At 53.9% G+C, this 16941-nt stretch carries 17 protein-coding genes; 8 read left to right on the forward strand and 9 right to left on the reverse strand.

The annotated features are described in order from the left end of the window. Positions 1–103: 103 nt before the first annotated feature. From dnaG to rpsU, 3 genes are all read right to left on the reverse strand, one after another. On the reverse strand, positions 104–1834 hold the full coding sequence (gene dnaG, locus K0H63_RS04520) for a DNA primase (RefSeq protein WP_220066920.1): 1731 nt from the start codon (positions 1832–1834) through the stop codon (positions 104–106). An 81-nt stretch (positions 1835–1915) separates the two neighbouring features. Further along, positions 1916–2359 (reverse strand): GatB/YqeY domain-containing protein, encoded by a 444-nt coding sequence (locus K0H63_RS04525; RefSeq protein ID WP_220066921.1) that lies wholly within the window; start codon positions 2357–2359, stop codon positions 1916–1918. A 6-nt stretch (positions 2360–2365) separates the two neighbouring features. Next, entirely contained in the window at positions 2366–2581 is a 216-nt protein-coding gene (rpsU, locus tag K0H63_RS04530; protein ID WP_011758943.1) for a 30S ribosomal protein S21, read from the reverse strand. A 232-nt stretch (positions 2582–2813) separates the two neighbouring features. Between rpsU and tsaD the strand changes: the two genes are divergently transcribed. Continuing rightward, positions 2814–3827, forward strand: a complete 1014-nt coding sequence (gene tsaD, locus K0H63_RS04535; RefSeq protein ID WP_220066922.1) for a tRNA (adenosine(37)-N6)-threonylcarbamoyltransferase complex transferase subunit TsaD — start codon at positions 2814–2816, stop codon at positions 3825–3827. A gap of 94 nt (positions 3828–3921) precedes the next feature. Here the strand turns inward: tsaD and plsY are convergent, their stop codons facing one another. After that, entirely contained in the window at positions 3922–4509 is a 588-nt protein-coding gene (gene plsY / locus K0H63_RS04540) for a glycerol-3-phosphate 1-O-acyltransferase PlsY (RefSeq protein ID WP_011758945.1), read from the reverse strand. Positions 4510–4774: 265 nt separating this feature from the next. Here plsY and folB point away from each other — a divergent pair, with 265 nt between their 5' ends. The 4 genes from folB to K0H63_RS04560 all read left to right on the forward strand — a co-directional run bounded on the left by folB (position 4775) and on the right by K0H63_RS04560 (position 7334). Next, positions 4775–5134, forward strand: coding sequence for a dihydroneopterin aldolase (folB, locus tag K0H63_RS04545; RefSeq protein ID WP_220066923.1), 360 nt, complete (start codon positions 4775–4777; stop codon positions 5132–5134). 2 nt (positions 5135–5136) lie between these two features. Beyond that, positions 5137–5640, forward strand: coding sequence for a 2-amino-4-hydroxy-6-hydroxymethyldihydropteridine diphosphokinase (folK, locus tag K0H63_RS04550; RefSeq protein ID WP_220066924.1), 504 nt, complete (start codon positions 5137–5139; stop codon positions 5638–5640). Positions 5641–5652: 12 nt separating this feature from the next. Beyond that, a complete protein-coding gene (locus K0H63_RS04555) occupies positions 5653–6453 on the forward strand; it encodes an undecaprenyl-diphosphate phosphatase (RefSeq protein WP_220066925.1) in 801 nt (266 codons plus the stop codon). Between the two features lie 65 nt (positions 6454–6518). Then, the gene (locus K0H63_RS04560) at positions 6519–7334 is read left to right on the forward strand and encodes a putative RNA methyltransferase (RefSeq protein ID WP_220066926.1); all 816 of its coding nucleotides are present in this window, start codon (positions 6519–6521) and stop codon (positions 7332–7334) included. Between the two features lie 83 nt (positions 7335–7417). Here the strand turns inward: K0H63_RS04560 and K0H63_RS04565 are convergent, their stop codons facing one another. Both K0H63_RS04565 and K0H63_RS04570 read right to left on the reverse strand, forming a co-directional pair. Further along, a complete protein-coding gene (locus K0H63_RS04565) occupies positions 7418–7681 on the reverse strand; it encodes an Lpp/OprI family alanine-zipper lipoprotein (protein WP_011758950.1) in 264 nt (87 codons plus the stop codon). Between the two features lie 182 nt (positions 7682–7863). Beyond that, positions 7864–9135, reverse strand: a complete 1272-nt coding sequence (locus K0H63_RS04570; RefSeq protein WP_220067811.1) for a multifunctional CCA addition/repair protein — start codon at positions 9133–9135, stop codon at positions 7864–7866. 253 nt (positions 9136–9388) lie between these two features. Here K0H63_RS04570 and K0H63_RS04575 point away from each other — a divergent pair, with 253 nt between their 5' ends. Both K0H63_RS04575 and K0H63_RS04580 read left to right on the forward strand, forming a co-directional pair. After that, the gene (locus K0H63_RS04575; RefSeq protein ID WP_220066927.1) at positions 9389–11215 is read left to right on the forward strand and encodes an ExeA family protein; all 1827 of its coding nucleotides are present in this window, start codon (positions 9389–9391) and stop codon (positions 11213–11215) included. Next, positions 11215–12327 (forward strand): general secretion pathway protein GspB, encoded by a 1113-nt coding sequence (locus tag K0H63_RS04580; RefSeq protein WP_220066928.1) that lies wholly within the window; start codon positions 11215–11217, stop codon positions 12325–12327. Before K0H63_RS04575 ends, K0H63_RS04580 begins: the two co-directional genes overlap by 1 nt. 81 nt (positions 12328–12408) lie before the next feature. Here the strand turns inward: K0H63_RS04580 and nhaD are convergent, their stop codons facing one another. Continuing rightward, entirely contained in the window at positions 12409–13656 is a 1248-nt protein-coding gene (gene nhaD, locus K0H63_RS04585; protein ID WP_220066929.1) for a sodium:proton antiporter NhaD, read from the reverse strand. A gap of 519 nt (positions 13657–14175) precedes the next feature. Here nhaD and K0H63_RS04590 point away from each other — a divergent pair. Beyond that, complete coding sequence (locus K0H63_RS04590; RefSeq protein ID WP_220066930.1) at positions 14176–14361, forward strand: hypothetical protein; 186 nt, start codon at positions 14176–14178, stop codon at positions 14359–14361. A gap of 208 nt (positions 14362–14569) precedes the next feature. Here K0H63_RS04590 and hemL read toward each other — a convergent pair whose 3' ends face one another. After that, positions 14570–15853: a glutamate-1-semialdehyde 2,1-aminomutase gene (hemL, locus tag K0H63_RS04595; protein WP_220066931.1), complete on the reverse strand. Its 1284-nt coding sequence runs from the start codon at positions 15851–15853 to the stop codon at positions 14570–14572. A gap of 30 nt (positions 15854–15883) precedes the next feature. Continuing rightward, positions 15884–16903 (reverse strand): aspartate carbamoyltransferase, encoded by a 1020-nt coding sequence (locus tag K0H63_RS04600; RefSeq protein ID WP_203326185.1) that lies wholly within the window; start codon positions 16901–16903, stop codon positions 15884–15886. Positions 16904–16941 lie beyond the last annotated feature (38 nt).

Here is a 16941-nt window from a genome sequence, read left to right on the forward strand (position 1 = left end):
TGTTACAACGAGCGCACCCGTGGCCGGACCACAAAGTCGCGCAAATCGTCAATTATAGCCATCTGCCTATGGCTGTGCCAGAGGGAAGGGGCGGTTTTTTGCCCTACTTCATGCCCTTCATCACAACGATAAGCTTTTGGAGTTGCAGCTTTTCTTCCCGGGTTAAGTCGGGTTTGATGCTGAGCTCCTGGTAGCGCTGCTCTATGTATTGATTATTAAGCCATACCAGCGCTTTGCGAAATTCCTGGGCCACATTATCTTCAGCAATCTGGTGTTCCCACTGGGCCAGTTTGGTTAACGGCCCCCAATGCTCGCTGTCACGATAGGACTCGAGCAGTTGGGCGGTGGAAAGCACCTGTTCCCGGGTGAGCTCCAACAATTGGATAAGCAGCTCAATACCCGTCATGCGAATGTGGCTCAATGCCGGCTGAACCGGCAGTTTGTGTCCCAGTTCGGGGTGTTGCACCAACAGTGAAATGGCCAGTCGCAGCGGTGTACCCCGTCCTTTGAGTCCCTTTTGCGCCATCGCCTTGGGACCTGTGGACATACTTGTTAGACCGAGTTTTTTCCTGAGATCTTCACTGGAGTTCATCCCGAGCTTGTGAGCAAGGTTTTCCAGCAGCAGATTGGCAAGAACTGTGTCTTTAATTTTTTCAATCAGAGCAATGGCCTGCTTGGCCAGGTTGCCTTTATCTGTACCGTATTTCTGCGACAAGGTGTCGAACAGGTAATCGGCCAGTGGCAGCGCATTATCGATGCGCGTTTCAAAGGCTTCTTTGCCTTCTTTACGGACTTGCGAGTCCGGATCTTCTCCCTGAGGGAGGAACAAAAATGTTACTTTGTCGCCGGGTTTGAGCAGGGGCAGGGCAGTTTCCATGGCCCGCCAGGCGGCTTCATAACCGGCTTTGTCACCGTCGTAACAACAGATGACTTCTTTGGCACTGCGCAGCAGCAATTGAAATTGCTCTGCGGTTGTCGAGGTGCCCAGTGAGGCCACCGCGTAGTCGATGCCAAATTGTGCCAACGCCACCACGTCCATGTAGCCTTCCACAATCATGACCCGCTCCGGGTCGCGATGTTTTTGCTTCAGCTCATAGAGACCGTAGAGTTCCTGTCCCTTATGAAATATGGGCGTTTCCGGCGAATTCAAATATTTTGGTGTGCCATCACCCAGTACCCGGCCACCGAAACCTATTACCCGACCCCGTCGGTCGCGAATAGGAAACATCAAACGATCGCGGAAGCGGTCGTATCGCTTGCCACCGTCGTTTTCAATCAACATGCCGCCGGTGAGCAGCTTGTCCTGGGCATCCGGGTTGGTTCGATAGCGACCCAACAAGCCATCCCAGCCATCGGGGGCAAAACCGATACCGAAGTCTTCAACGACTTCTTTGCTCAGCCCACGCAGTGCCAGGTACTCGTCGACTTTTTGCTTGTCGGCGTGCTGACGCAGTTGTGTCTGATAATGCCTCGCGGCCTCTTCCATCAGCTGGTACAGATCCCGGGCGAGTCCCTCGTCGCGGCGAGGACCAGTGCCTTGCTCCCGCGGGACTTCCAACCCCAGCTGTCCAGCCAGGTCTTCAATGGCGTCGACAAAGTTAAGCCGGTCGTACTCCATCACGAAGTCGATGGCATTGCCATGGGCGCCACAACCGAAACAGTGATAAAACTGCTTGTCTCTGCTGACGGTAAATGAAGGTGATTTTTCGCTGTGGAAGGGACAACAGGCAGAATAGTTCTTACCTGCTTTTTTGAGCGGCACTTTACGGTCGATAAGCTCGACTATGTCCGTTCTGGCTATCAGATCATTGATGAAATCACGAGGTATTGCCACGTTGCTTACTTCAATTTCCTAAAAGCTCAGTTAAACAAACAAGCCGCGCAATTGCACGGCTTGTTCATACACAAAAGTCGATTATTGCAGTTTGGCGCGGATCTGTTGGCCTATGGCACCCAGATCTGCACGGCCCTGAACTTTCGGCTTCAGTGCTCCCATTACTTTACCCATGTCCGCAATGGAGGCAGCACCTACTTCAGCAATGGTGGCCTCAATGAGTGCAGCGATTTCAGCTTCGCTCAGTGGGGCTGGCAGGAAAGTTTCGATAACCGAAATTTCCGCCGCTTCTGCGTCAGCAAGTTCGTTGCGACCGGCAGCCTCATATTGGGCAATCGAATCGCGACGTTGCTTCACCATTTTGGTCAGGACAGCAAGCACTTGCTCATCATTCAGCGTTTCGCGTGTGTCCACTTCGATCTGCTTGATGGCGGCCAGAGCCAGACGAATAGTACCGAGGCGAACCTTGTCTTTGGCGACAAGGGCCTTTTTCATTTCGTCCTTAAGCTGTTCTGTCAGGTTCATAAGGGATTAGTATAAACGTACGCGACGTGCGTTTTCGCGAGAAAGCTTCTTGGCCAGACGCTTAACCGCAGCGGCCTTGGCGCGCTTACGGGCAGTAGTTGGCTTCTCGTAGAATTCACGAGCACGCACATCGGCCAGGATACCTGCTTTTTCGCAAGAGCGCTTGAAACGACGCAGAGCTACGTCGAATGGTTCATTTTCACGTACTTTAACGATTGGCATACGCCATCACCCCTTAGGTGTAGATTGTATTGGTTCAGATATGACCCCGCGGCCACACCCTTACCAAGAAGGATTAAAAATGGTGCGGAATTTTAAACCGAACCCGCAATTAATGTAAAGCCCCAGTCCGGTTAAAAAGGATCGCCGGAGGATCTGAGGCGCGGCTTTACTGGAGTAATACTAGCTTAACGGGTAGAATTGGCCGCCCTTTTCAGCGGAGAAACGACACAAAATGCGGGTTTTGGGAATTGAGACGTCCTGTGATGAAACAGGCATCGCCATCTATGACGAAGAGAAAGGCCTGATGGCCCACACTCTGTACAGTCAGGTCAAACTGCACGCCGATTATGGTGGCGTTGTGCCTGAGCTGGCTTCCCGTGACCATGTGCGCAAGATTATTCCGCTTATTCGTGAAGCCCTGAAAAATGCCGATACCCGAATCGAAGATCTGGATGGGATCTGCTACACCAAGGGCCCCGGCCTGATTGGTGCGCTGCTGGTGGGTGCCTGCGTCGGTCGCTCGCTGGCGTTTTCCTGGAATCTGCCCGCCGTGGGTGTGCACCATATGGAAGGCCATTTGCTGGCGCCCATGCTGGAAGACGAGGTGCCTGAGTTTCCCTTTGTGGCGCTGCTGGTTTCCGGCGGTCACTCTATGCTGGTAAAAGTAGACGGCATAGGCCAGTACGAAGTGCTCGGTGAGTCCATCGACGATGCCGCCGGTGAGGCCTTCGATAAAACAGCCAAACTGATGGGGCTCGATTATCCGGGGGGGCCGCGTCTTGCCAAGCTCGCAGCTTCCGGTCAGCCAGCCAACTACAAGTTTCCGCGTCCAATGACCGACAGACCCGGACTGGACTTCAGCTTCTCCGGGCTTAAAACTTTCGTGGCCAATACCATTGCTGCCGAGCCAGACGATGACCAGACCCGCGCCAATATCGCCCGTGCCTTCGAAGAGGCTGTGGTGGATACCCTGTCTATCAAGTGTCGCCGTGCGCTGGAGCAAACCGGTTACAAACGCCTCGTTATTGCCGGAGGTGTGAGCGCCAACGTGCGCCTGCGCGCAGGTCTTGCTGAGCTGATGGAAAAACTGGGAGGCAAGGTGTACTACCCCCGTGGGGAATTCTGTACCGACAATGGTGCCATGATTGCCTATGCCGGTTTGCAGCGCCTGAAAGCCGGACAGATTGAAGATTTGGCGGTAAAAGGTCAGCCTCGCTGGCCCCTGGATACCTTGCTGCCTGTGTGAACAGAGAGAAGAGTTTGGATCACATCGCATTATCCATAAACTCTTTATCAATAAAAATGGCGCCTTGGGCGCCATTTTTATTGGGTTAAGGGTATCAGTCCTGAGGCTGCTGGCGCCGTTTACGCGACACCTTGGACTCCTCGCCCTTCAGCAGTCTCTTTATGTTGTCTTTGTGCCGAATAAGAATAAGGGTTGAGAGCATGGCTACCGGAATGGTGAATCTGTCATCCAGCCACCAGGTGTAAACCGGGGCGAGCAGGGCAGTGGCCAAAGCCGCCACCGATGAATAGCGGGTGATAAGCAGGGTCACAATCCAGGTGACAATCAACAAAAGAGTCAGATAGCCATCGATGGGAGCAATGGCGCCATAGGCAGTGGCTACTCCTTTACCGCCTTTAAAGCCAAAGAACACCGGGAAAATATGGCCAAGACAGGCGGCGATGGCAATAACCCCCAGCCATACCGCGTCGATACCCAGTTTAAAGCCGATATAGGCAGGGATGGCGCCCTTTAGCATATCGAACAGGAGCACCATGGCCGCCGCACTGGCACCGCCTATACGCAGCACATTGGTGGCGCCCGGATTACCCGAGCCCTGGGTGCGAGGGTCCGGCAAGCCCCGGAGCTTGCACACGAGCACAGCACTGGACACTGAGCCTGCCAGATAGGCGCAGAGGATCATTACCGCCGTCAGTGCTATTTCGCTGGTCAACTTGGTTTCCTTTCACTTCTTAAGGTATTATCGCCGCCATTCCCGTGACGGCATTTGTCGCCCATCGTGGGACTCGATTCATTTTTGGGCACGCTGGCCGGTAAATATTGATTCTTAAGGTGTTATCCTAACGCCCTTGGCGCCAATGAGAAAGCGCAATCCATCGATTGTCGCTATCGGCGTGCGGATTATACCGACAAAGCGAGCCAAAGCTTGTCAGACCTCAGGAACTGCCATGGATAAAGTACTGATCCGTGCCCTGCGTATCGACACCGTTATCGGTGTGTACGACTGGGAAAAAGCCATTCAGCAATCGCTGTTTCTCGATTTGGACATGGCGTGGGACATTAAACCCGCCGCTGCTACCGATGATTACAGCCATGCCCTGTGCTACGAGACTGTCTCAAATCGTCTGACAGCCCTTATCACTGAAAAACCCATTGAGCTGATTGAAACCGTCGCCGAAATGGCGGCCCGCTGCGTGCTGGATGAATTCAAGGTGTCCTGGGTTCGGGTCAGGGTGATGAAACCCGGTGCCGTAAAAACGGCCGAGGCCGTGGGCGTTGAAATTGAGCGCAGTGCCGGGGATTGCTGAGCATGACGCGCATCTATATCAGCGTTGGCAGTAATATCGAGCCGGAAACATACCTGAGAAACGCCGCCGCCGCCCTGAGAGCACATCTGGGGGAGCTTAGTTTATCACCCGTATATCAATCCGAAGCCGTGGGGTTTGAAGGGGAGCACTTCCTCAATATGGTGATAGGCGCCGATACCTCATTGGGCATCAGCGACCTTGTCGCGCTGCTGAAGCAGATTGAGCTGGATAATGGCCGTAAACCCGGCGCCAAAAAATTCAGCGCCAGAACCCTGGATTTGGATTTACTGCTGTTTGGCGATCTGGTTTGCCATGATCCCATCGAACTGCCCAGAGCGGAAATTCGCTACAACGCGTTTGTGCTCTGGCCTCTGGCAGACATAGCCCCAGAACGGATACATCCTTTGGCGGGACAGACTTATGCAGAGCTTTGGCAGCAATTCGATAAACAAAGCCAGCGCCTTTGGCCGGTGGCATTTCCCTGGAACGACGCTTCCCTCATTTAATAAAGGAATATTATGGATACCTTGCAGGTCATTATCCTTGCCCTGATTCAGGGCCTGACCGAATTTTTGCCTATTTCCAGCTCGGCCCACCTGATTTTACCGGCGCAGCTGTTTGGCTGGGAAGATCAGGGCTTGTCCTTCGACGTTGCCGTGCACATTGGCTCGCTGGCGGCCGTGGTGATTTATTTCCGCCACGAAATCCTGGCTATGTTGAAGGCGTGGCTCGCCAGCATCTTTAAGGGGCAACAGAGCGATGACAGCAAGCTCGCCTGGTGGATTATCCTGGCCACCATTCCCGCCATCGCCGTGGGTTTTACGGCAAAAGATATGGTGGAAACCCACTTGCGTGGTCCTGGCGTAATTGCCATTACCACAGTTATCTTTGGCTTGCTGCTGTGGTTTGCTGACCGTATTGCCAAAGATGAAATGACCGAGTACCAAACCGGCTGGCGCAAGGCATTGCTGATTGGTATTGCACAGGCGCTGGCGCTCATTCCCGGCACCTCTCGCAGTGGTATTACTATCACAGCAGCACTGATGCTGGGGCTGAAACGGGAAGCGGCAGCCCGCTTCTCATTTTTAATGTCCATTCCCGTGATTTTGGGCGCGGCGCTGCTGATGACCAAAGACATCATCACAGAAAATCATGCGGTTGACTGGCATGCACTGGCACTGGGGTCGATACTGTCCTTTATTGCGGCTTATGCCTGTATTTATTTCTTCCTCAAAATTATCAGTCGCATGGGAATGACCCCCTTTGTGATTTACCGCCTGGCGCTGGGCGTGTTCCTCTGTGGCTTTATTTATTTGTAACATTTGAGTAATTCAGATTGACCAAAGGGGCGGCATTGGCCGCCTCTTTGATTTAAGGAGTTTTCATGGAGTTTCAGTGTCCACTTTGTCGTCAACGGCTGCACTTTCACGAAGAGTCCCGTGGTTGGCATTGCGATGGCAAACACCACTTCGACAAGAAAGAAATCGGCTATTGGGACTTTTACAAGGGCAACAAACCCCGTAATGCCGAAAGCCGTCAGGAGCTGCGTGCCAGACAATTTCTGGTGACCTCAGGCCTGTTTCAGCCGGCAGTCGAGTCCATGGTGAAGGTGCTGCAAACCCAGGATTCGGCAAGCGAGCGCAACTGCGTTAACCTGGGGCCGGGGCATGCCTGGATTGGGAAGTTGTTGGCTCAAGCGCTGACTGAGCATGAGATTCCGCTTAAGGTGTTCAGTCCATTGGAGTCTGAAAATGAAGCCTTTGCCGCAGCGAAATCCGGAATGGAGGCCGTTTGCCTGACACCGCTTAAATCGCTGCCCTTTGCCGATGCATCAGCCGATATGTTGTGGCTTCTGGATATTCCAGCCAAAGGAAAGGAATGGCAGCGAATACTGAAACCGGGCGGATTGTTATTGATGTTGGCAGCCGGGCCAAGACACCTTTGGCAAATTAAAGAATTTGTTTATGACGGATTAACTGAAAAGCCATTTGTGTTGGAGCTTTCCGGCCAATTTGAGTTGATAAGTGAAACCCCAATTTCCTGGACCCATGCCCTCAGTGTTGCGGATGCCAAGGTATTAATGGGTATGGCTCCCTGGGCCTGGCGGGTTAAAGAAGCCAGTTTAAAGGCGATGGAAAAGGGGGATTTTTCCGGATTGGAAATGGACTATCGGATCATTCTTGCCAAAAAGCGGGAATAACAGGCTGGAAAGTGGGAATATCGTGAAAAAAAGGTAAAAAAATACCGGCAACGCCCGAAAGCATTGCCGGTACCAACACAGCATTACTTCTTGTAAGAAGAAGCTACGTTGTCCAGACGGTCGTTAGCACGCTTGGCTTCAGCTTGAGCGTCCATAGCAGCAGCTTTAGCAGCCTTGGCGTCAGCAGCGATCTGGCCTTGCTCAGACTTCAGAGCACTTACGTCAGCAGACAGTTGGTCTACTTTGTTGCTCAGGTTGGCAACGCTTTCTTCCAGAGCGGTAGTGTTGGCACAGCCACCCAGCAGAGCAGTCATGGCAACACCGGCGATCAGCAGTACTTTTTTCATGAAAACATCCCTTAACATAGGTTGGATTTGACATTTCAGCTGCCAGGCAACTGAAGCCGGCTAATTATGTCATAGCCAAAAATTTTTGCTACGAATATCCATCAATTCGCTTGATAACCATATCTAAAATTCAGTGAATTGCAAGTTTCAAGTAGAGATTCGACAAGTTTTAAGCAGAAATTTCACGCTTCTAGGTCAGAATTTTTCACCGATGAAGCTTTTGATTGATTTTGGACAGAGTTTTTTATCAATCCTATTTCCGAAAGCCGGCGTTTCGCCAATTCATTTTTGATTTCAGCCCCGGTAAAACCGGCGTCAATTATTTCCCGAACGTCAATTTTTTGGGTCGCTTTATAACAGTCCAATAAATATTTTTTCTGAGGATAGGGGTTATTTTCGAATCCGGTTCGTCCTTTAATGTCGGCCTCGCAGGCATCCAATACCAGAGGTAATCGTTCGGGCTTGCGCCACAGATCCAATTTATCAAACAGTCTGAGAATGGTGTCGGCCCTGAGCTCAAACGCATTATGAATGTTCTGATGCTCGTCGCTCACCCAAAGCGCCAGCTCTTTATAGTCCGAGGGCACTCTGAATCTGTCACAGAGCGCTTTGATGAGGGGTAATCCCTTTTGACCGTGGCCATGGTGTTTGGGCCAGAGTGCCTTTGGGGTGATGCCCTTGCCAAGGTCATGTACCAGGGCCGCAAACCTGACTTGCTTATTTGGGGTGAGTTTGGCGGCCTGCTCCAGCACCATCATGGTGTGCACCCCGGTATCAATTTCAGGATGCCACTGTTCAGGCTGAGGCACACCAAACAAAGCGTGGATTTCCGGAAACAGCACCTCAAGCGCACCACATTGATTAAGAACGTCAAAAAAGACCTGGGGACTGTCGCAGCCCAATACCTTCTCCAGCTCCTGCCAGACACGCTCTGCGGTCAGGTGCAAAAGCTCGCCACTTTCAGTGAGCTGACGCATTAATGTCAGGGTCTCAGGGGCGACGGTAAATCCCTTAGGCGCGAAACGGGCAGCAAAGCGGGCGACGCGCAGCACCCGGAGCGGGTCTTCCACAAAGGCCCCGGAGACATGCCGTAACAGCCTTGCTTCAAGGTCGGCAACGCCCCCCCAGGGGTCATGCAGGCTGCCATCCTCTGCCATGGCTATTGCGTTGATGGTCAGATCCCGGCGCTTGAGGTCTTCTTCGAGGGTGACGTCGGGGCTCGCATGACAGACAAAGCCGCCGTAGCCGGTGCCGCTTTTTCGCTCGGTGCGGGCAAGGGCATATTCTTCCTGGGTTTTGGGGTGCAAAAATACCGGGAAGTCTTTACCAACCTGGCGATACCCTGCCGCCAGCATTTCCTCTACGGTTGCGCCAACCACCATATAATCCCGGTCTTTAACCTCAAGACCGAGGAGTGAATCCCGAACTGCGCCGCCTACCAGATAAGTCTTCAATGTGTTATCCATCCAACTGTCATACAGTTAGCTTAACACGAGCACCGGAATAACAGTGACAGCCAGTGGGCCATACTCATACCTGGTTTTTAGCGGCAGATAAGCTGATGGGCAATAAAACCCCGGCCAATGCCTCAAGGCCGGGGAGACTTTTTGACATTGACCGCCACTGGCATTACCTTGGCTCCACTCGCTGTATGCAGGTGGCCAGAGCTGCTGGCACTGGGCGGTTCCCAAGAAGGATAGATAAGGCATGTACAAGGCGTTTTATGGGTTAAAGGACAACCCATTTTCCATTGCACCCAATCCAACGTATCTGTTCCTCAGTGACAGGCACAGAGAGGCGCTTGCCCACCTGACCTACGGGCTTGGCGAAACCGGCGGTTTTGTACTGCTGACCGGTGAAGTAGGCACCGGCAAAACCACGGTTTCCCGCTGCCTGTTGCGTCAATTGCCCGAAACTACTGATACTGCCTTTATTCTGAACCCGGCTCTTACCGAACTTGAGCTGCTGGCCACCCTTTGTGATGAGCTCAAGATCCCCTATGGTGAATCACCCAGCCTTAAGCGGCTGACCGACCTCATCAGCGGCTTTTTGCTGAAAAACCACAACGCCGGTCGTAATACCGTACTGATTATCGATGAGGCACAGCACCTCAAGGCGGAGGTGCTCGAGCAGCTCAGGCTGCTGACCAACCTCGAAACTGATACCAAAAAGCTGCTGCAGGTGATTTTGATTGGCCAACCTGAGCTGCAGCAACTCCTTAAGCGTCAGGAGCTCAGACAGCTCGCTCAGCGCATTACAGCCCGTTATCACCTGTTACCCCTTACCGCAGAAGAAGTCGGCCTGTACGTGCAGCACAGGCTGCAGGTGGCAGGGCGGTTTGAGCCCCTGTTCAACGCAGGCGCCATCACGGCGCTGCACAAGGCCAGTGGCGGTATTCCAAGGATCATTAATCTGCTGTGCGAGAGGGCGCTGATGGCGGGCTTTGCCCAGAGCCGGGTGCCTATCAATAAGCAGATGGTGCGTCAGGCTGCCGTTGAAGTTCTGGGACTCGAACCCCAAAGACCATCCTGGTACGAGCGCCCCCTTCCGCTGACGCTCGCCACAGCACTGACATTTGGCGTGGCGCTGTATGGTTTTAATTACTTCAATCAACCCGTGACGGCGGCGACATCCCTTGCGTCTCCCATCGCGGACGCCCCTGTGCAGGCTGCGCCTGAGTTGCAGCAGCCTGAGTCGCAACCGACGGTAACAGTGAATCAAAGCGCGATTGAGTCCTTGCAAGCAGAATCAACAGGAGTCTCGTCTGGTGCACAATCCGAAACAATGATTGTTAGCCCGGCAGATAGTGCTACCGATAGCACCCAACAAAACCAGCTCTCGGCAGAGAGCTCGCCCATCAACCGCATCACGGATGCCGGGGCCGAGCTGGCTGAACTCGAAGCCCGTCAGGCAAAAGTGCGCGAGCGGGTGCTGACGGATGCTGTGGCACAAAGCCGCAGTTTGGATACGGCCTATGCCGCACTCTTCGGAGCCTGGGGCCTGGCGCCGATAAAAGATCTCAGCCCCTGCGAGTCGGCCCGTGAGCAAGGGTTGTCGTGCTTCCAGCAGCAGGGAACCTGGTTTAATCTGGTCAAGCTTAACTATCCGGCGGTGGCCTACATGATGGATGACGCCGGTGGTGAGTTCTTCGTAACCGTGATTGAACGGGATGGAGATGAGCTCCTGGTGCAACTGGCCGAACAGCAACTTTGGGTTAACCGGGATTGGTTTAATCGCCACTTCACGGGCACCTTTGAGCTCTTTTGGCAGGCGCCTGTCTACAGCCCTCGGGAAATCGGTATTGCGTCACCACAGCCAGAGGTTCAATGGCTGGAAAACGGTTTGGCCAAGGTCGACAAAATCACCCCACGATTGGTCAATGAATTTGATACAGAGCTTGAGAATCGCCTCAAGTTATTCCAGCGTCAGCACGGCCTCAAGGCCGATGGTATCGCTGGCAGTCAAACCCTGCAGCAACTCAACCTGTACCTGAGCAATGAAGGTCCACGCCTGGTTCAGGGAGGGCTGTACTGATGTCTATCCTGCTTGACGCTGTAACGCGCAGTAAGCAACAGGAGAACGGCTTTGATCCCGTTTCCAGTCCGCGTCCACAGTATCGACCCGAAAAGGCGCCCATCCGGCCGGGAAAACTGCTGCTATTGCCTGCGGCGCTGTCGCTGGCGGTGGCGGCGGCCTGGGGAGTTAACTTCTGGATTTTGCAGCCTGCGCCTCAAAGCAGCCTGCCGTTGGTAACTCAGGCTGGGGAGGCGCGTACCGGCAATGGCCCCTCAGGCTCAGCCCACGCTGTTATGCCTCATTCAAATCCAGCCTCCACTCAGGCCTTGGCGGCGCGAATACCGGTCACGCAAGCCCATTCTGAGCCGGTCATTTCCGCCAGCAGTGATACGGGCAGCGGTGTGCGTCTTGCGGGCAAGGCGGCGCTGCCAGCTCCGGTAAACCTGAGCACCGACTACGGCGTGGTCAACCAGGCGCCCGTTGCGGTCGACCCCGATGCGGATCTCAGCTATGAAGTGGCAGAAGAAACCGCTGAGGCAAGGGCTGCGCGATTGGAGGCCCTGATGGCCGCCGGGGTGACCGACGACCAGCGCCGGGCCTTCGATGAAGTGATGCAAATTGAGGAGTCGCGCCCAAGACAGGTATTGACGCAGAGCCAGAATGTCAGGGCTCCCCGTGATGAGGGGATGGCCGCCCTGCAAGCTGAAGTGGACAAAGCGGCGGCGGAGTTTGGTCTGCAACGCACTGAACCCAAGCCTGCCTCTCGCGGCGACAGCAATACGCTCAGTGGTGATGCGCTGGTGCAGGCCTTTGAGGCCGCGCTCAAAGAAGTGGAGTTTACCGAGTCGGCAAACCGGGATGTTACGCCAGCGCCCGTATCGACCATTCCGCAAACTTCCGATTATCCCAGATACGGTGATTTACCTGCGGGATTGCAGTTGCAGGTACCTGAATTCAATATCATGGCCCATGTGTACTCCAATGATCCCAGTCAGCGTTGGCTGAATGTGGATGGCGCTGAGCTGCAGGAGGGGGATAGCATCAAGGGCTCACTGAGTATTGTCGAAATTCGACCACGGGATGTGGTGCTCTCCATCGATGGCACGGCCTTTAAAGTGCCGGCTATCTGATGCCGCTGAGCTTTATGTGAACAGCACCCAATAAAAAAGGCGCCCAGGGCGCCTTTTTACTGTCTGCATTCCGACTAAGCATCAGCCATAAAACTGATAGGCAATCAGCAGTGTCAGGCCATAGCCCACCACGTAAGAGAGCAGCAGAGACGGTACGTACTTGAGGTAGGTGACGAAAGTCAGTTCCTTTACCTTGCTCATGGCAATGATACCGGCCGCTGAACCAATCACCAGCAGTGAGCCACCCACACCCACGGCATAGGTCAGACCCAGCCACTCGGGCGTTGACAGCACAGGCTCTGCCTTCAAAAGCGCTGCGGTCAGAGGCACGTTATCCAGAATTGCCGAGCCCATACCGGTGACAAAGTTGGAGATATTGGGGTCATGCATGGCGTAAACCTGGGTCAGCAGCTCCAGGGTGCCGATTTCTTTAAGCATGCCAACCAGCAGCAAGATACCGAGGAAGAACAGCAGGGTGTCGTATTCCACCTGGCGAATATATTCGAGGATCTTGATTTCTTCCTTGTCGGTGCGAATGGTATGGCCCACGAGGAACATCACCGACAGACCGGTCAGGAAGGTCAGCACCGGCGGAATACCAAAGAGAACGTTCAGCGCCATGGTCATGATGATGGTGATAAAGAAAATCGCTGCAATGGCGATATCCACCGGCTGATAAGCCCGCTTGATGGGGGTGGTGCTCACTTCGCCTTTGGCATTCATGGAGAACAGGATTGCCAAGAGGAACACGCTCACCGCAGCAGGGATAAAGAGGATCAGCAGTTCAGAGATATGCACGTGGCCCGAGAGGAAGATCATCAGGGTGGTCACGTCACCGGTGATCAGGGCCACACCGCCTGAGTTCACCGCAAAGATAATGAGCACCGCCATGCGGCGACGCATTTGTTTATCCAGCTTGAAGGTGGTCAACAGACCCAGGGATACCAGGGTCGCGGTTACGTTATCGCAGAAGGCCGACAGGATAAGGGCAAACAGCGCCACCTGGATCATCAGCATCCGCACAGATACCCGCTGTGGGAATATCTTCTGCACCATTATCTGGATCATGCCTTTGGCGTTGAGGTAGGCCACAAAGGTCATGGTCGACATCAAAAACAGCCAGAGGGTGGCAATTTCAAGCAGGTTTTCATTGAGTTCATTGGCAACCAGCTCAGTATGCTCACCACCGCCGGAGGCGATAAACAGGGTTACCCAGGAAATACAGCCAAGAAACAGGGTCGTTTTGGCTTTGTTGAGGTGAGTCACTTCTTCAAAGATGATACTGAGCAAGGCCAGTATCGCCAGAATGATCAGAAAGGTATGGAGCATAAAGGCACGTCCTACTGCTGATTCGGGGTCCGTATCGCCTGTATAAACAGGCCTGAATAACGAGCTGAATCAAGGATTGATTAAGCCGGTTATGTTATCGCCGCCAGGGGCGTGCGGATCAGACCATAACCGCCATGAGAACGCAACTGTTAACCACTAGACAATTTGTCTAAGAATCGTGAACTCTGTCACGGGAAATTGGCGGGTAACCAGAGTTTATTCCTGGGGTTTTGTGAACCTCTGGTAGTTTGTGCTGACGCCTGCAATGCGCCGACTCGATGCATGGACAGATATACTGCTTGTTCGTCAGTTCAATGTGCCAAATGTTATTTTGTTGTAACGGATGAAGTCGTCACTGATACGGGGGCTCGTACCTTAAAAGCCGCGGGCCATTTTGATATCGGCTGCACTTTCAAGTGATTGCAAATTGATACTGCCCAACATTTGATTGTTGGATTTTTAAGCTGTACCTTGCGCGCCCATAGAGAGATTGAGGTCATTGATGGGGAGTCGCTGAAAATGCAATTTCTGCTGAAGAGCGTTTTGCTGCTGGGGTCGCTGGCATGGCTGGTGGTCAGTGCCAAGACCTTGCTGAGTCTTGGGGTGATGGAGAATCCTTCGATAATGAAGGAACACCTGTTTGTGGTGGCGCAAGTGGTGCTGGCAGTCCTGATACTGCGCAGCGTTGCCGGTAAACGCAGCTAGCCTGTTACGTCAACCAAATTACTTGAGGCGGTTTGTGTCAAGCCCACCGGCTAGCAGAGCATTCATGCCCATATAAAGACTCAGGCCCACATAAACTCGCGGGCTCATATAAACGAGCTCATATAAACGAGCTCATATAAAAAAGGACGCCCATGGCGTCCTTTCGTTTTGCAGTGCCCCGGTAACGGCGAGCGTCAGGGCGTTGCAGTTACTTCATGCGGGCCAGCACGCGGTCAGCGGCGGCCAGGGTTTCTTCAATTTCTTTGTCACCGTGGGCCATAGACAGGAAGCCTGCCTCATAAGCGCTCGGTGCCAGATATACACCCTCGTCCAGCATGCCGTGGTAGAAGGCGCGGAAGTGGTCCATATTGCAGCGGGTCACCTGGTCAAAACGGGTGATGTGCTGCTCGTCGGTGAAGAAGAAGCCGAACATGCCGCCAACATAGTTGATGGCCATTGGGATACCATGCTTGTCGGCGGCGGCCTTAAAGCCTTCGGCGATGCGCTTGGTTTTGGCAGCCAGTTCTTCATACAGGCCGTCGGCGCACAGAGCGTCGAGCTGCGCCAGACCGGCTGTCATGGCAATGGGGTTACCAGACAGGGTGCCTGCCTGATACACAGGGCCTGCCGGAGCCAGATACTGCATTACTTCTTTTTTGCCGCCAAAGGCGCCAACTGGCATACCGCCGCCAATCACCTTACCCAGGGTAGTGAGGTCCGGGGTCACGCCATAGTGGCCCTGGGCACCGCTTCTGGATACACGGAAGCCGGTCATGACTTCATCGATGATAAACAGGGCACCGTACTTGTCACAGAGGGCGCGCAGGCCTTCCAGGAAGCCAGGAACCGGTGGAATACAGTTCATGTTGCCGGCAACCGGCTCGATGATGATACAGGCGATATCTTCTGGATACTGGTCGAAGAAAGACTGCACAGATCCCAGATCGTTATACACGGCAGTGAGAGTGTGTTTGGCGAAATCTTCCGGGATACCGGGTGAGCTTGGCTGACCCAGAGTCAGGGCGCCGGAGCCGGCTTTCACCAGCAGACAGTCGGCGTGGCCGTGGTAACAACCTTCAAACTTAAGGATTTTGTCGCGCTTGGTATAGCCACGGGCCAGACGGATGGCGCTCATGGTGGCTTCGGTGCCGGAACTCACCATGCGCACCTGATCCATGGAAGGCACCATTTCGATGACCTTCTCGGCCATGATGACTTCAAGCTCGGTGGGGGCACCGAAAGACAAACCATTGTGAACGGCTTTAAGCACGGCTTCGCGAATGGATGGGTGGTTGTGGCCAAGGATCATCGGGCCCCAGGAGCCCACGTAATCGATATAGGCCTTGCCGTCGGCGTCATAGATATAAGCGCCATCGGCCTTTTCGATAAAGCGAGGGGTACCGCCCACGCCATTGAAGGCGCGCACCGGTGAGTTAACGCCACCGGGAATGGTTTTTTTAGCCTGTTCAAACAAGGTTTCGGAACGGGTCATGTATCAATCCTTTAAGTCAGTGGCCGACCCTTAGAAGTCAGCCTTGCGTGAATACCAGTTAACCGGACACTCGTACTTTTCCAGCTGCTCGTCCACGCCCAATGTCAGGGCAAACAGTGCCATGCGAATGAGCAGCCCGTTATCGGCCTGGCGGAAGATGGCCAGGTTCGGATGGCTGTTCAAATCGTTGTCCAGCTCGTTGGCCTGGGCACGTGAGTCCCGGGGGAGCGGATGCATGATCACCGTATTGGACTTACAGTGCTGGGTGTAAATGCTGCGGTTGAGACGGAACTTGCCGCGATACTTGTTGGCTTCATCCTGTGAGGGGAAGCGCTCTTCCTGAATTCGGGTCAGGTACAGGATGTCGGCCTTGTCCAGATTGCCTTCCAGCTGATCGGTTATTGTGACCTTATGACCGGCATTTTCAATGTCGGCTATCACATAATCGGGCATTGCCAGCTCTTTGGGAGAAATCAGGGTAAAGCTGACATTTTTGTACAGGCACAGCAGGCGCGACAGCGAGTGTACCGTGCGGCCAAATTTGAGGTCGCCCACCATGGCGATGTGCATGCCGTCAATGCTCATACCGGCGTGGCTCAGTTCTTTCTGGATGGTGAACAAATCCAGCAGTGCCTGAGTCGGATGTTCGTTGGGGCCATCGCCACCATTGATCACCGGCACCCGGCTGCCCTCGGCGAATTCGCGCACCGAGTAAGCATCGGGATGACGCATGGCAATCACATCTGAGTAAGTCGAGAGCACACGGGCTGTGTCGTACAGCGATTCACCCTTGGACAGTGAAGAAGAGGCCATGCCAACGGTTTCGGCCACGCGGCCGCCCAGCAGGTTAAAGGCACAGCCAAAGCTCACCCGGGTACGGGTGCTGGGTTCAAAGAACAGGTTCCCCAATATGGCACCATCCAACACCCGGGTACGTTTTTCCCGTAACGCATAGGGCGCCATACGCTCGGCAACATTGAAAATAGTGTGAATGGAGTCCAGATTGAACTGGTTTACGGAGAGGATGTGAGATCCTTTGAACTGAGTCATCAGCCGGCTTTCCAATTGCTGTGGGAGGGAGTGGCGAT

The organism is Shewanella zhangzhouensis, assembly GCF_019457615.1.
Classification (GTDB): Bacteria; Pseudomonadota; Gammaproteobacteria; order Enterobacterales; family Shewanellaceae; genus Shewanella; species Shewanella zhangzhouensis.